12 protein-coding genes are annotated in these 14,978 nt (G+C 68.0%); 5 read left to right on the forward strand and 7 right to left on the reverse strand.

Features of this window, described 5'->3' with window-relative positions; translation table 11 throughout:
* Positions 1-23: 23 nt before the first annotated feature.
* From tilS to ACFQQD_RS04105, 3 genes are all read right to left on the reverse strand, one after another.
* Positions 24-1,187, reverse strand: a complete 1,164-nt coding sequence (gene tilS, locus ACFQQD_RS04095) for a tRNA lysidine(34) synthetase TilS (protein WP_378086500.1) — start codon at positions 1,185-1,187, stop codon at positions 24-26.
* A 77-nt stretch (positions 1,188-1,264) separates the two neighbouring features.
* Positions 1,265-2,425, reverse strand: coding sequence for a zinc-dependent metalloprotease (locus ACFQQD_RS04100; protein WP_378086502.1), 1,161 nt, complete (start codon positions 2,423-2,425; stop codon positions 1,265-1,267).
* Positions 2,426-2,517: 92 nt separating this feature from the next.
* Positions 2,518-3,024 (reverse strand): DNA-binding protein, encoded by a 507-nt coding sequence (locus ACFQQD_RS04105; protein ID WP_378086504.1) that lies wholly within the window; start codon positions 3,022-3,024, stop codon positions 2,518-2,520.
* A 219-nt stretch (positions 3,025-3,243) separates the two neighbouring features.
* Between ACFQQD_RS04105 and ACFQQD_RS04110 the strand changes: the two genes are divergently transcribed.
* Both ACFQQD_RS04110 and ACFQQD_RS04115 read left to right on the forward strand, forming a co-directional pair.
* Positions 3,244-5,409 (forward strand): VWA domain-containing protein, encoded by a 2,166-nt coding sequence (locus tag ACFQQD_RS04110; protein ID WP_378086506.1) that lies wholly within the window; start codon positions 3,244-3,246, stop codon positions 5,407-5,409.
* Between the two features lie 11 nt (positions 5,410-5,420).
* A complete protein-coding gene (locus ACFQQD_RS04115) occupies positions 5,421-6,818 on the forward strand; it encodes a hypothetical protein (RefSeq protein ID WP_378086508.1) in 1,398 nt (465 codons plus the stop codon).
* Positions 6,819-6,827: 9 nt separating this feature from the next.
* Here the strand turns inward: ACFQQD_RS04115 and ACFQQD_RS04120 are convergent, their stop codons facing one another.
* Positions 6,828-8,309, reverse strand: coding sequence for a protein kinase (locus tag ACFQQD_RS04120; protein ID WP_378086510.1), 1,482 nt, complete (start codon positions 8,307-8,309; stop codon positions 6,828-6,830).
* A gap of 92 nt (positions 8,310-8,401) precedes the next feature.
* The gene (dacB, locus tag ACFQQD_RS04125; RefSeq protein ID WP_378086513.1) at positions 8,402-9,937 is read right to left on the reverse strand and encodes a D-alanyl-D-alanine carboxypeptidase/D-alanyl-D-alanine-endopeptidase; all 1,536 of its coding nucleotides are present in this window, start codon (positions 9,935-9,937) and stop codon (positions 8,402-8,404) included.
* A 114-nt stretch (positions 9,938-10,051) separates the two neighbouring features.
* Here dacB and ACFQQD_RS04130 point away from each other — a divergent pair, with 114 nt between their 5' ends.
* Together ACFQQD_RS04130 and ACFQQD_RS04135 are read left to right on the forward strand one after the other, a co-directional pair.
* Positions 10,052-10,633, forward strand: a complete 582-nt coding sequence (locus tag ACFQQD_RS04130; protein ID WP_378086515.1) for an inorganic diphosphatase — start codon at positions 10,052-10,054, stop codon at positions 10,631-10,633.
* A 140-nt stretch (positions 10,634-10,773) separates the two neighbouring features.
* Complete coding sequence (locus ACFQQD_RS04135; protein WP_378086517.1) at positions 10,774-11,430, forward strand: hypothetical protein; 657 nt, start codon at positions 10,774-10,776, stop codon at positions 11,428-11,430.
* Here ACFQQD_RS04135 and ACFQQD_RS04140 read toward each other — a convergent pair.
* Positions 11,416-12,243 (reverse strand): HAD family hydrolase, encoded by an 828-nt coding sequence (locus tag ACFQQD_RS04140; protein WP_378087507.1) that lies wholly within the window; start codon positions 12,241-12,243, stop codon positions 11,416-11,418. The two genes, ACFQQD_RS04135 and ACFQQD_RS04140, sit on opposite strands and share 15 nt — an antisense overlap.
* A gap of 97 nt (positions 12,244-12,340) precedes the next feature.
* Positions 12,341-13,630 carry a serine--tRNA ligase gene (gene serS, locus ACFQQD_RS04145; protein ID WP_378086519.1) on the reverse strand — a complete coding sequence of 430 codons (1,290 nt, stop codon included), beginning with the start codon at positions 13,628-13,630 and terminating at the stop codon, positions 12,341-12,343.
* A 94-nt stretch (positions 13,631-13,724) separates the two neighbouring features.
* Here serS and ACFQQD_RS04150 point away from each other — a divergent pair, with 94 nt between their 5' ends.
* Positions 13,725-14,957 carry a diacylglycerol/lipid kinase family protein gene (locus ACFQQD_RS04150; RefSeq protein ID WP_378086521.1) on the forward strand — a complete coding sequence of 411 codons (1,233 nt, stop codon included), beginning with the start codon at positions 13,725-13,727 and terminating at the stop codon, positions 14,955-14,957.
* Positions 14,958-14,978 lie beyond the last annotated feature (21 nt).

Consider the following 14,978-nt stretch of genomic DNA (forward strand, 5'->3'; position numbering starts at 1 on the left):
GGGTTGCTCCTGCGAGGTTTCTGCTACCGGGAAGGCGTCGGGGGCGGGTCCGTGCTGGTGTCCGTGCTGGGACTCGCACGCGAAGAAGAACGGGGCCAGCCGACGTCGAAGACCAGTCTCGCATACCCATCGGTACGGCGGCGGCGCGCGACGAGACCGCCGGCCAGCTCCACCGGACCGGCCGAGCCCCCGCCGACCGACCGCCCGGACACGAGGCGATCCACGGCCAGAACCCGCTCCCGGCTGGGGCGCTGACCGCTCGCTGCCACGGCGGCCGCGGCCAGCACGCGGTAGCGGACGGCGTCGGGAAGGGCGGACAGTCCCTCCACAGTCAGGCTCACCGCGGACCCTGGCCCGTACTCCGCCAGCCGCCCGAACTCCCGCCCGGCCCACAGCTCGAGGGCGTCCGCGTCCTCGGCGGCCATGTCCGCACTGCGCGCCAGTGCCGCGGCGACCCCCGGTCCCAGACCGTCGTCGGGGTCCTCGAGCCGGGGCAGGATGCGGGTCCGGACCCGGGACCGCAGGTACGCGGGGTCGGCGTTCGCCGGGTCCTCCCACCACTGCAGGCCCGCCCAGCGGCAAATGGACTCCGTGTCCTGGCGGGTCAGGTCGAGCAGCGGGCGCAGGAACAGCCCGCGTTGGCGCGGTATCCCAGCCAGTGAGCGCGTGCCGGAACCGCGAGCCAGTCCGAGCAGCACTTGTTCGGCTTGGTCGTCCCGGGTGTGGGCCGTCAGGATCGCCGTGGACCCCACCCGGCGGGCGGCGGACTCCAGAGCGGCATAGCGTGCCTGCCGGGCGTCAGCCTCAGGCCCGGCCCCGGTGCTGGCCACCGTCACCTGTTCGACGATCACCGGCTCCAGTCCCAGTTGCCGAGCCACGGCTGCCGCGCGGCGCGCCACCACGGCCGAACCGGGCTGCAGTCCGTGATCCACGACGACGGCGCCCGCACCGGCGGCCAGCACCGGGTTGGCCCGCGTGCGGACGGCCTCGGCGGTGGCCACGGCGAGCGCGAGGGAATCGGCTCCTCCCGAGAGGGCGACCAGGGGCGTTGCCGCCGTCGCCGCATCCGTCATCGAGCCGAGGGAATGCACCGCTCGATGCAGTGCTGGGGGCCAGCGCACGGCGGGCGGCCAGGATTCCGGACCGGCCGGCGTCGTGCCTTCGTCTCTGACCGGGCCAGCGCTCACGTCGACCTCCGCGGATGTCTCACCGTTCTTCTGCCACTTCTTCTGCCACTCAGTCCGTGCTGCTCAGTCGATGCTGCTCAGTCGGTGCTGCGCACTCGCGCGATCCACTCCTCCGGATGATGCAGCTCGTGCTCGGAGGGCAGGTGATCGGCGGATTCCCACACCACGTTGAATCCGTCCATCCCGATCTCGCGGACCACCCGCTTCACGAAGCGCTGCCCGTCGCGGTATTGACGCATCTTGGCGTCCATGCCCATGAATCGGCGAATCCAGCGGTCCAGGGACGACCGGTGGGACGTGCGGTGATCGAAGCGCTGACGGATGGTCTTCACGGTCGGCACCACCGAGGCGTCGACGGCGTCCATCACCACGTTCGCGTGTCCCTCCAGCAAGGACATCACGGCATTGAGCTGGGAGAGGCGTTTCTTGTCCTCCGGATCCTGGATGAGTTCGAGCAGCCCCATCGAGGCGGGATGCTCGTCCGTGCCCAGCTCGGCTGACCCCTCACCCTGCTCCACCGATTTCGGGTCGGCCGCGGGGCCCTGGATCAGCGCGCGGAATCGTGCCGAGAGACGCTCGGGAAGCGTGTCGACCTTGTCGAACATCCCCGAGACCAGAGCCATGATGGTGGACTGCAGGTGTTCGCGCAGCCATGGAGCGGCGGCGAACTGCACCCGGTGGGTCTGTTCGTGCAGACAGACCCACAATCGGAAGTCCTCCGGGTCCACATTCAGTTCCACGCGGACCTCGGCGATGTTCGGTGCCACCAGCAGCAGCCTGCCGCCCTCAGGGCCCGGGGAGGTGCCGTCCGGGCCGGGAAGCGCACAGAAGGGTTCGTACTGGCCCAGGACCTTGGAGGAGAGGAAGGCCAGTACGGCTCCGGCCTCCACTGCCGTGGCGACCGTGCCCAGTCCGCTGGTGGCCTTGGCGTATTCCTCCGGCCGGATGCTCTGGACATAGTCGAAGGCGGGACCCAGCAAGGTGGAGAAGGCCTGCACGTTGGCCTGGGTCCACGTCGGCCGGTCCACCACGAGGACTTCGGAGTCACGCAGATCCCGGGCCGCGTCCAATTGCGTGATGCGGTGAACGTGGTCCACGGACTCGTCGGCGGCGCGGCGCAGTCCATCGGCCTCCCGTTCGGCCTGATGGCGGGTGAAACGAGGGCCGGCCGCGCACAGTCGGGCAGCCGTCGAGGCGGCCAGATCCCAGTTCACGGGCGAGGTGGGGGAGGGTTCCATGGATCCATCCCACCACACAGGATCGTCCGGTGACAGGCGGGCTGGGTTCACGCCGGCCGGACTCACCTCGGCCTACGTCGAGCCCGTCGGCCTCAGTCCTCAGCCGCGGCGCGTTCCAGCAGCTCGGCCAGTGACGCCGCCCCGGATTGGCGGGCGGCGTCAGCGGTGGACCGCAGTTGATCCGGGCTGGCGAGCTGACGCAACCGGGCGCTGATCCGTGCGCTCAGGTCAGCGGCACCACGCTCCGGGTCACTCCCGGTGGCGAGCGTGTGGGAGGAACGCCCTCGAGAGGTGTTGGTGGACAGCACGGGCTCAGAGGCTTCGACTTCGGTGAGCACGCGACCGAGATCCTGTTCATCTTGCCGTTCTTCCAGCATGACGAGGCGTTCGTAGACCGCCGGATTGCCGATCTTGATGCGCTGGGCATTGATGAGTTGGGACAGCATCGGAGCGGACAGGCCCACCACTCGAGCCAAGGCACGCTGGCTGAGGCCGTAGACGCTCATGAGCGCCCCGAAACGTTCGGACAACGAGGTGCCGTAAAGGGCCCGCTGCTGGGCTAGGTGCTGTTCAGCCTCAGGAGAGGACGGCGTCGGCATGGAGACATCTTAGCGAGATGTTTGCGATGGCAACGGCCCTCGCGGTGGCGGGAGCGCGGGATTGAATGGGTAGTTCTCCCCATGCCGTTGATCAGCAGCACCTTGATCGGCAGCGCGGGGTCGGGATACATTTGCGACTGTAAACGCCGCACCATCTCATCGCTCCAATTCATCTGCACCACTCCATCCGCACCACTTCATTCGCACAGGGGACACCTCATGAGGGACCGCACCACCACGCCCGATACCGGGCCAGCCCGCCGAGACGGAAGCGCCAGGACCACTGGACCAACCGCCCTACTGGCGACGGTGGTGGCCTTGCTCTTCGGCACGCTGATGACCGGAAGCCTGGCCGCTGCCACGCCCGCTCTGGCCAGCTCGGCGGAATCGTCAGACTCGGAGAGCGACGCCGCTCTGCAACCGGTCGTCGTCGTGATGGATTACTCCTCGTCCATGCTGGAGGCCGACGCGGACGACGACGGCACCACCCGGCTGAAGGCCGCCCAGCAGGCCACCACCAACCTGCTGGACAACGCTCCGGACGGCGCCGACCTGGGCCTGGTGGTCTACGGATCGCAGAAGCCGGACGACTGCAAGGACATCACGACCGTCCAGAAGGTCGGTCCCACCAACGCCGGCGAACTCAAGACGAAGATCAATGGCCTGGAAGCCGTCGGTGAGACCCCCATCGGAGCGTCCCTGCTGCATGCGGCCGACGAGCTGGAGGGGATGGACGGTGAGAAGTCCATCATCCTGGTCTCCGACGGGGAGGAGAACTGTTCCGAGCCGCCGGCCTGTGAGGCCGCCCAGAGCCTCGCCGATCAGGGCATCGGGCTGACCGTGCACACCATCGGGTTCAAGGTCAATGACACCGCTGCCGAGGAATTGACCTGTGTGGCCGAGGCCACCGGGGGAACCTACGTCCAGGCGGACGACGCCGAAGAGCTCTCCAGCCGACTGGAGACCAAGACCGTCCGTGCCTTCGAGGGCTACGTCCCTCAGGGGACGGAGATCACCGGCGGAGAGGCGCTGCACTCCTCTCCTGAGATGGCTCCGGGCCAGTACCTGGACGAGTACGAGCGTGGCGGATCGTCCCGGTGGGCCGAGGACGGCACCTTGAAGTTCTACAACCTTGGGACCATCCAGCCCGGGGAACGTGCACACTTCTCGGCGCTACTGGTGCCGAATCCCGAGAGTGATGACGGAGCGGCCGGCATCGCGGTCCAACTGGTCAACGGGCAGGGTGAGACCTGTTCCTCCTCGACGGGAAATGCCTCGGAACCGGCGTCGGAGGGCGGTAAGCCCATCGTCGCCTACGTCCGCAGCAAGGACTACACCGATCAGTCCGGCTGCTATGCCGATGGCTCCGGCCAGCTGTACGCCAAGGTGTTGCGCACCGGGGACCGGCAGAATGACCAGCCGTTGCCGGTGGAACTGAAATACGTCCTGGAGCCGGCCGTGGATGAGAATGATCTGGTGGCACCGGCCAAGGAACAGTTGGAGCCGCAAGCGGTCGACCTCTCGGACGAGCCCGAGGCGGTCGCGGGAGGCGGTAGCTTCAATGACGCCGCCGAGTTGGACCCGGAGACCGTGTTGACCGATTCCGTCATGCCACAAGAGGCCCGGTACTATCGCGTGCACGTCGGCTACGGTCAACGCCTCAACGTTCGCGCGTCCCAAGGCAACGCCGAGAACGCCGGCCCCAATGGCATCAGGGTGGGAGTCTTCTCCTCCGTTCGCGGACCGGTCCGCATGATGGGCGATGCGACCCTGTATCGCTCCGACACCGGTGACACCGTGACCCAAAGCATGCGTGTCCCGGTCAGCCAGTCGAATCGCGATGGGAGCGTGGGCAATGACGCCTATCTCTCCGGTGACTATTACGTGGTCGTCTCCGCCGACAAGTGGAGCAGTGACCGCAATCGCGACCCGTACAACTACGACCTCGGCATCCAGGTCACCGGTGAGGAGGTCGACGGGCCCGCTATCACCGACGCGAGCGCGGAAGCGAGCCCCGAGCAGAGTGCTGAGCCCTCGCCCGGCTCCTCCGGCCCTGAGACACCGGCCAACGACGGCGGCGCCGACGCCGGCGCTGCTGACGGTAGTTCGGACGATCAGGGGACCACAGACGGCCAAGCGACGGCCCTGGGCGCGACCGAACGAACCAGCGCACCGCTGCCCTGGTTTGCCGGCGGACTCGTGGCCAGCCTGATTCTCGGTGGACTGCTGATTGCTCTGCTGAGGCGCCAAGGCGGGACCGAACCGAACGTCGCGGCCGGCTACCAGCCCGTTCCTGACGGCGGCGGCTATCCGACCTACCCGCCACACGCGCCCACGCAACCACCGCATCAGAACGGCTATGACCAGAACGGACCTGCCCGATGAGACTCTCCTTGATGACCGCCGCCCTTGCTTCGTCCCTGATCATCGGGCCCGCCACGGCGCTGCTCCCGGCAGCTGCCGTCTCGGTCGACGCGCCCGCAGTGGCCACGGGTTCCGATTCCGCTGCTGCTCCGGCCAGTGGTTCTGCCTCTGAAGCTGGCGGCAGCCCGGCATCGGATCCGGACAATGGCCGAGGCCCAGTGCCCGTCTATGAAGTGGTCGGCACCGAAGTCTCCGGTGGCTCGGACCTCTCCTCGGCTGCCGACGTGGAGCCAGGCGTCTACCGCGATGTCCTCGATCAGGGCGGATCGGACGTTGGAACCACCCGGTTCTACCAGCTTCCCGCTCTCAAAGAAGGCGAGAGCGTCCACGCAGCCGCTGTCCTGGCCCTCGATAGCCAGAAGGACGTCGATTCGGACGGCTCGGCCCAGCTGGGTCTAGAGTTTGTGAACCCCCATGGTGATTCCTGCGGCACCATGGACACGTCCAGGGCCAGTCCCGGTTCGACGACCTTGCCCTTGGTCGCCGCCGGCCGGAGTGATGTCATGGAAGCTGGCTCGTACGGCTGCTTCGAGGACGAGTCCGGCCGCGTCATCGTCAAGGTGACCCGCGAGGGTCAGTGGCAGGCCGACGAACAGGTGCCACTCGAGCTTCGTTTCTGGATCGAGCCACCCGTGGACGAGGACCAATTGTCTGAGGCCTCCGAGGACGACGCACCGCCGGAATCCGTGACCGCATCCGGAGACGCCACCCCCCTAGAGGCGGGGAGTTCCTTCGCCACGGCAACCGAGATCGAACCCGATCAGGTGTACTCACTCGAGATCCGCCCGTACCAGGTGCAGTACTTCAGAGTTCCCGTGGAGTACGGCCAACGCCTGAGCTATCGGCTGTCGACCGGCAACAACGAGGACGCCAGCGTCCAAGGTGTGAGTTCGGCTGCCTACAACCCCCTGTTCAACGCGCCTCGCATGCTCAACAGCGGCGCGAGTTCACTGAGGTACTCCGATGTCGGAGCGGTTGCCACAGGGAACATCGCCGTCCCGGTCAGTCAGAACGAATATGGAAGCTTCCAGTTCTCGGAGCTGCGGATCGGCGGGGACTACTACATCACCGTCAGCGCCTCCGAGCCGCGCAGCAACCGAGAGGGAAGTCAGCCGTTCCGTTATGAGCTGGCCGCGGCCGTCACGGGTGACGCCTCCGGCACCACGGAATGGGTGTCGCAGGCCCACGATCAGCAGGCCGACGGAGTCGAAGACGAGGGAGCCGAGGCTCAAGCATCCGGCGCCTCGGGTGCGGGTGGATGGTTCCCCACGGGCACCGAACTCGGTGCGCTGCTGGGCGGCGTCGGCCTCGGTGCCGTCCTGATCGCGGTGGTCTGGCTCCTGCTGCGCCGACGCAACCGCTCGGTCTGACGTCGGCGCTCAGTCGCTGGGAGCCCAGTGAAGGCCGGAGCCATCGTTGGTGCACGTCAAGACGTCACCATCAGCTCCGGTAACGACCATCCCCTCTTCCAACCACGTGCAGTCCTGGCCCGAGGTCACAGAACTGGAAACGCTCGGAGACGGCTCCGGACTCGTCGGACCGCCCGAACCCGATGTCTGTGACCGCGAGTTCTGTGAAGGTGAGTCCTGCGGCGACGACGCTTGGCCTCCCGCACTTGCCGTGGTGGATCCCGTCCCCGAGGAACCGGGCGAGGGCGACGCGTCATCCGAGGTGGGCGACGCTGTCGCCTCCGGCGAAGAACCGGTGCTGGGTGTCGTCGTGCCACTGCCTCCGGCCGAGGAATCGCCACGAGGCCAGAGCAGGAAGGCTGCAGCCACCAGTGCAGCCACTCCGAGGACCACCAGAATCCACGGCCCGAGGTCGTGCGCGCGCCCGGCGAGTGACGTTGCGGGCTTAGTCGGCGCGCGAGGCCCCGAAGAGGCTCGTTGACCGGAATGGGGACTGCGTGAGGGCATCGGCGGTGTGCGAACGGACGCGACTGCAGGAACTGGGCCGTCACTCGCGTCACCGGACGCGGCAGCACTCACCTGGAGTTCGTCGTCGGGAATCTGCCGGAACACGACGAAGGGTTCCCCGTCCGCGGTGAGGTATCCGCCGGCGTCCGTTTGGGGCCGCGCCACTGTGTCCAGCGATCCGGGCGCATGGCGCGCCGCCGTCTCCCGGCGCTCGGGCTCCTCGTCCAGCAGGCCGGCCACCACGGCAGCCAGCCGGGGATCCACCGCCGGGATCGCGTTCAGCGTCCGGCGTGGGTTCAGCACGGCGGCCTCGATCCCGCGCTCGCCCTTGAGAGACGGGTCGAGCATGCGCAGAGCCACGACGCCGGCCGCGTACAGATCCTGCGCGGGCGCCGGTGCGGACAGGTCCATCGCTTCGGGCGCGAGATACCCCGGGGTCCCGTTGACCCAGCCGGCCATGGTGAAGCGCGGATCATCCTCCCGCACGGCGATGCCGAAGTCGCCAAGACGCAGATGCGGCGCGCCCTCGCCCGTGGGCTCGAGCAGGATGTTGGCCGGTTTGACGTCGCGATGGATCCAGCCGGCCGAATGCACGTGGTCGAGCGCGTCCAGCAGTTGCAACAACAGGGCAGACGTCAGGGCGGAGGAGAAGGCTCCATGGTCATTGAGGGCGGTGTCCAGGGTGCCGCCGGCCACCAACGGCATGGAGATCGCCACGTCCTCGTCCTCGGCGGCCCAACCGTAGGGGGTGGCGAGGTGGCGGTGGTCGAGCTGGATGCCCTGTTCCCGGACGAAGCGCAGCAATTCTCCGGAATCCTTGTGGCGCAGCACCTTCGCGGCGCACCAAGCGTTCCGGCGTCGGTCCCAGGCCGCCCAGATGGAGCCCGATCCACCGGAGGCGATGTGGGACGCCAGCTCGAAGCGTCCCGCGATCACCTGGCCCATGAGGCTGCCTCCGCTGTCCGTGCCTGCATCTCCACGACCCTATCGCCAGCCCGCGCTCACCGGCTCAGTCTCCCCGGTACAGTCGGCCCGGCTCAGTCGGCCCGGCACCCGCAACCGGCCAGCACCGCGGCGGCCCGGTCCACTGCGAACCGGGCATCGGTCAGGACGCCGGGCTGGTCATTGGCGACGAAACTGAACAGCAGGGTCCGGCCGTCCACGGTGTCCACCGTGCCCGTCAACGAGGCGACCGAGCTGAGCGTGCCGGTCTTGGCCTGGACCTCTCCCTCGGCGTCCGTGCCGACCATCCGGTTCTCCAGGGTGCCCTGCTCCCCCGCGACGGGCAGGCCGGTGACGGCCGTCTCCAGCCGGGGATCCGTCGTCGCGATCTGCAACGCGGAGGTGAGCTGGGCCGCGGAGACGTGATTCTTCCCGGACAACCCGGAGGCGTCCCGCAGATCGAGGCCGTCGGTGTCCATCCCGAATCCGGTGAGGGTCTTCTCGATGCTCTCGGTGGCGCCGTCGAAGCTGCCGGGGGAGCCGGAGGCCAGGGCCAGATTGCGACCCGTGGCCTCAGCGAGTTGGTTGTCCGAGGTCCGCAGCATGTACCGCATCTGTTCCGCCACGGTGGCTGAGTTCACTTCAGCCACCGTCGTGCCCCGGCCTTTCAGCGTGGTCCGGGCGACGTCCCCGCCCACGGTGATCTCCACGCCGAGGTTCTCGGCATGGGCCTTCAGTCGCTCACGGAAGACCTCAGCCGCATATTCGGCCGGGTCGTGGAGCCGGTTGGTATCCCGGCTGGGATACGCCCGACCGCCGTACGTGGCCAGCGGCTGGACTGTGGAGGCATTGCCCGAGGAGACGATGTCCGAACTCCAGGCGGGCGAGGCTCCCGGGCCGGCATAACCCGAATCGTCCAGCCGGACGACGACGTCTCCCGTGGTGCCGTTCTTCTGCAGGGCCTTCACGGTCGAGTACGCCAGCGTGTCCAGCCCCGCCCGGCCGTTGGCGTCTTCCGCGTTCTCTCCCGTACCGAGCAGCACATCTCCCCCCGCATCGAGAACGACGGCGGTCCGGTCCTCGCCCGCCGGCATCGACACGGCCGAGGTGGTGTAGCGGTGATCAGGTCCCAGCACCTCCAGCGCCGCGACGGCGGTGAGTACCTTGACCGCAGAGGCGGGCACCACCGGCTGGTCCGCGCCGTGGTCGTAGAGCAGTTCTCCCGTCAGTCCATCCCGGACCGCCGCGGACATGGTGCCGCTCTGTACGGAGAGGGCATCGTCCAACAGCGGCCCGAGCACCTCCGGGTCCGGTTCCGGCACCAGCAGTGGCGAAAGGTCTGGCAGCTTGGCGAGGTCGCTGAGCTGGCTCGGTTCGGCCGAACCGGGTGACGTTGGCGATCCGGACTCGATTGGCGACGTGGAGGAGGCACGCGACGTGGCCGCCGGTGAGGTGACGGGCGGCGAGGTGACGGACGGGGAGGGGGCCGTGGGCGAAGCCGTCGATGGGGACGAGCTACTCGGCGCGGCGGTGCAGCCGGCCAGCGAACCGGACAGGGAGCCGCCCAACAGCACAGCTGCCACGGCGAGCGTCAGGCGACTCGGCCGACGTCGGGCGGGGCTGTGGGACACGGTGAGGCTTCCTGGTGGGGCGGGATATACCCTTGATTCTAGACGCCGCGCCTCGTGCCACGAGGTGATGCGGCGAGTCGACCAGTCGCCTTCAGTGCCGAGGAGCCCTTTGCCATGAGCCATGACGTCACCGTGGAGATTCCCGCCGGATCCCGCGTCAAGTACGAGTTCGATCACGAGTCCGGCCGGCTGCGCCTGGACCGTGTGCTCTTCACCTCAATGCAGTATCCGACCCACTACGGGTACTTCGAGGACACCCTGGGCGAGGACGGGGACCCGTTGGATGCCATGGTGTACCTGCCCGATTTCGACCTGATCCCCGGCGTGATCGTCGAGGCTCGTCCGATCGGCGTGTTCAACATGACCGACGACGGCGGCGGCGACGCCAAGCTGCTGTGCGTGCCGGATGACAAGCGCTTCGACCACATTCAGGAGCTCGAGGACATCGACGAGTGGCTGAAGAAGGAGATCGAGCACTTCTTCACGCGGTACAAGGACCTGGAGCCCGGCAAGTGGGTCAAGGCCGAGGGCTGGCAGGGTCGTGCCGACGCCGAGGCGGAGCTGGAGGCCTCCATCCGCCGGTTCAACGCTCAGGGCGAGGAGACCCCGTCCGACGAGCCGCAGGGCCGCGACGTGGACACCGAGCAGGAAGAGCCGACCGTCAGCTCCAGCTCCCCGCAAGGCCGCGACGCCTGACCCTGCCCTCCTTCCCCCTCCCCCACTTTTCTTCCGCTTTTCCCTCACTGTGCGGGCAGAACGAACCGGTTCGTTCTGCCCGCACAGTGCTTTAACGGGGGTGCGGGGTTCTCGTGGGCGATGCTGGCAGAATCAAGTCCATGTACGTCCTGACGATCAACCAGCGTGATTCGCGGGAGGTCGGGGACCTGGTCGATGATCTGCTGCGCTCCCTTCGGCCCGTGGGAACCGTGGTGCCGTTCCAGCGATCCGTTGGCGATGAGGCCATCGGCATCGTGCCGGATGCTCGCTCCGCCGTCGACGCCGTGCTGCGCGCCCTACGCGAGCGGCGCTGGAACGTGGGGGTCGGCGTCGGTTCCGTGGGCTCGGCTATCGCAGGGAATGCCGCTCCCTTGCCGGACACCCAGTCCATTCACGACGTCGGCGGGCCGGGTCTGGTCTACGCCCGCCGGGCGGTGGAGGAGGCCGCCAAGAGCGGCGTGCGCGTCCCCGTCGCCGTGGACGGCCCGGACGCGGAGGCCGCGATACAGGCCGAAGCTGTGCTGAGACTGATCGGGCAGTTGGTGCTGACCCGCACGAACGCCGAGTGGGCGGTGTTGGATCTGATGGTGCCGGGCGTGCGCGGGCAGCAGAAACTGGTGGCCGCGGAGTTGGGTATGACGGTGCAGGCGGTCTCCAAGGCCGTGCAGCGTTCGTTCTGGAACGAGGAACATGCCTGCCGTCCGGCCGCCGAGCGGTTGCTGACCCTGGTGGACGCTGCGGACGTCGAGCCTGCGGGGGAACTAGTCCAGGAGTGAGCGCAGCACGGTGGCGACACCGTTCTCGTGGACGTTGCCCGTGACCTCGTCGGCGACCTTCACGACCTCCGGCGGGGCCTGACCCATGGCGACCCCGCGACCGGCCCAGGCCAGCATCTCGATGTCATTGCGACCGTCCCCGACGGCCACCGTGTGATCGATGTGCACGCCGAGGTGATCGCGCAGGGCCTCCAGTCCGGAGGCCTTGGTGACGCCGGCGGCGGCGATGTCCAGCCAGGCCGTCCAGCCCACGGAGTACGTGACGCCCTGCAGGCCGATGGATTCGACGGCCTCGCCGAACTCCTCGGCGGAGGAGTCCGTGGAGAACACCACGAGACGCACCGCCGTGGCCTCCATGATCTCCTCGAAGGTGACGCCCTCGGCTCGGACGCCGAAACTCATGTCCTGGAAGCGCTCGGTGGACAGGAATCGACCCTCGTTGTCCTCCACCGCGTACTTGGCGTTGGGCAGGCGGTGCCGCAGCGCCCGCAAGGCCGGTGCCGGATCGAAGGTCTTGCGATCGATGACCTCGTAGCCGTCCGGCAGGGACGTGGAGAGACGGAGCGTCACGCCGCCGTTGCTGCAGATGCTGTACCCCTCCTCGAGACCGATCTTCTCGATGATGGGCAGAGTGGCCGCCAGAGACCGTCCCGTGGCGATGAGCACGTGGTGGCCCGCGGCGACGACGGCGCGCGCGGCCTCCCGGACCTCGTCGTCCATGTGCCCGTAGTGATCCACCAGGGTGCCGTCCACATCGAGGCACACCATCTTGCGGACGCCGGTATCGTCCGGCCCGGATCCGGACCCGGTCATGTCCGAGCGGGGCTGAGCCGTCCGAACAGAGCCCGTTTCAGGGTTGTGCTGGTCTTGCCCATGTTCAGTGCCGGCCGGCCGTGAATCCTCCATGGCTCTAGTCAAGCACGGGCAGCACCTCAAGGCCGCCCAGGTAGGGTCGAAGACCGCTCGGCACGGTGACCGATCCGTCCGGATTCTGGTGGTTCTCCAGGATGGCCACCAGCCAGCGGGTGGTGGCCAAGGTGCCGTTCAGGGTGGCGACCATCTGAGTACCGCCCTTGGAGCCGTCGTCGTTGGTCAGCCGCTCGCGGATGTTCAGCCGGCGAGCCTGGAACGTGGTGCAGTTCGAGGTCGACGTCAGTTCGCGGTAGGTCTCTTGGGTCGGGACCCACGCCTCACAGTCGAACTTCCGGGCGGCGCTCATGCCCAGGTCTCCAGCCGCGGTGTCGATCACCCGGTACGGCAGCTCGACCTTGGCCAGCATCTGCTCTTCCCAGTCGAGCAGCCGTCGGTGCTCCTCGGCGGCCTGGTCCTGGGTGGTGTAGATGAACATCTCGAGTTTGTTGAACTGGTGCACCCGGATGATGCCGCGGGCGTCCTTGCCGGCCGCACCGGCTTCCCGGCGGTAGCAGGTGGACCAGCCGGCGTAGCGGAGGGGCTCGCCGTTCAGGTCCAGGATCTCGTCGGCGTGATACCCGGCCAGGGCCACCTCAGAGGTGCCGACCAGGTACAGGTCATCCCGTTCGAGCTTGTAGATCTCGTCGTCGTGCTCCACGTCGAACCCGGTGCCCTGCATGGTCTCCGGACGCACCAGGGTGGGCGTGATCATCGGGGTGAAACCGTTCTCCAACGCCAGGTCGAGCCCCATCTGCATCAGCGCCAGTTCCAGGCGGGCGCCCACTCCCTTGAGGAAGTAGAACCGTGAGCCGGAGACCTTGGCGCCGCGTTCGATGTCGATGGCGCCGATCAGTTCGCCGATCTCCACGTGGTCGCGGGGCTCGAAGCCGTCGGCGGCGAAATCGCGCACCTCTCCGACGGTCTTAAGAGTACTGAAATCGTCCTCGCCGCCGGCCGGCACACCGTCTTCGATGAGGTTCGGGAAGGCCCGCTGCAGTCCGTCCAGGCGACTCTGCGCCTCGTCGGCAGTGGCCTCGGCAGTCTTGACGTTGGCCGCCAGCTCCTTGACCTCGGCCAACAACCGCTGCTTCTCCTCACCCTGGGCCGCGGCGACCTTCTTGCCGAAGGCCTTCTGCTCCGCCCGGAGCGACTCGAAGGCGGCAATCGAGGATCGGCGTTCCGCATCGGCAGACACCACGTGGTCCACGAGGGATTCGTCGGCTCCCCGGGCACGCTGCGAGGCCTTGTACAGTTCCGGATTCTCGGTGAGGTGCTTGACATCGATCACGGGCACCAGCCTAACCGCCCTTGCAGCTAGACCCGGCTTGGCCCGGCGCAACACTCACCCCGGCGCACACCGACAGGCCCAGTAGACTGCCGCCATGCCCGCCGAACTTCTCCTGGCCATCATCGCGCTGGTCCTCGTCGTTGCTGCCCTGGCGTTCGTCATCGGACTATGGACCGGCCACCGCCGCCTGCGGGGCCGGATGGAGGACCTGCACGGTCAGGTCAGCTCCCTGCACGGGAATGTGAAGAGCCTCCCGGAGCGGATGGAGGCGCTCACCGGCCAGGTCGAGGCGCTCGACGGGCAGGTCAGTGAGATCGCCGAGGCGCCACTGGTCTCCCGCGCCCTGGATCATCCCACGCGCATCGCGATGGTCCTGAACCCCTCCAAGGCTGATGCCGATGAGGTCCGCCAGCTGGCCACCACCGCGGTCAGCGAGGCCGGACTGCCGGAGCTGAAGGTGTACGAGACCACCGTCGAGGACCCGGGACAGCAGATGGCCCGGGACGCGGTCGCCGACGGGGCCGACGTCGTGATCGCCGCCGGAGGTGACGGCACCGTGCGATTCGTGGCGGAGGAGCTCACCGGCACGAACGTGGCACTGGCCCTGGTGCCGATGGGCACCGGCAATTTGCTGGCCCGCAACCTCAAGATGCCCCTGGACAGCCACGAGGCGTGCATCAACACCGCCGTCCACGGCGCCACCCGGGACATCGACTCCGTGCGCATCAGGCTCGAGGGCACCGACGGTCAGATCAAACGGAACACCTTCCTCGTCATCGCTGGCGCCGGGATCGACGCGGAGGTCATGGGTGACACCCGTGACGACCTGAAGGCCCGGGCCGGCTGGCTGGCTTACGGCGAGGCCGGCGTGCGCCACCTGCAGGGCCACCGCAAGGAGATCTCCGTGTCTCTCGACGGCGGCGCTCCCCAGAAGCGCACGGTCCGCTCAGTGATGGTCGCCAATTGCGGCGAACTGACCGCGGGGATGGATTTCGTCCCGGACGCCCGGTTCGACGACGGCCTGCTCGACGTGGTGCTGCTCTCCCCCCGCCACTTGGGAGACTGGGCGCGGATCGCGGTCAAGACGCTGACGAAGTCCCGGAACACCATCCCGGCCATGGAGACCCATCAGGCCACGCGATGCCGGGTGGTGCTGCACGAGCCGATGGTGGCCCAGCTGGACGGGGACACCGTGATGGAGATCGTGGCCATGGACGCCCGGATCGTTCCCGATTCACTGCGGATTCAGACGCCGGCCCAGGATGTGCCCGACTCCGCCGCCGTTCCGGCCATGCTCCCGGAGTCCACACCGGAGGCGTCCACCTGACTCCCCGGCCGAGTCTCCGGC

The sequence above is a fragment of the Citricoccus sp. GCM10030269 genome, assembly GCF_042665635.1.
Lineage (GTDB): Bacteria > Actinomycetota > Actinomycetes > Actinomycetales > Micrococcaceae > Citricoccus.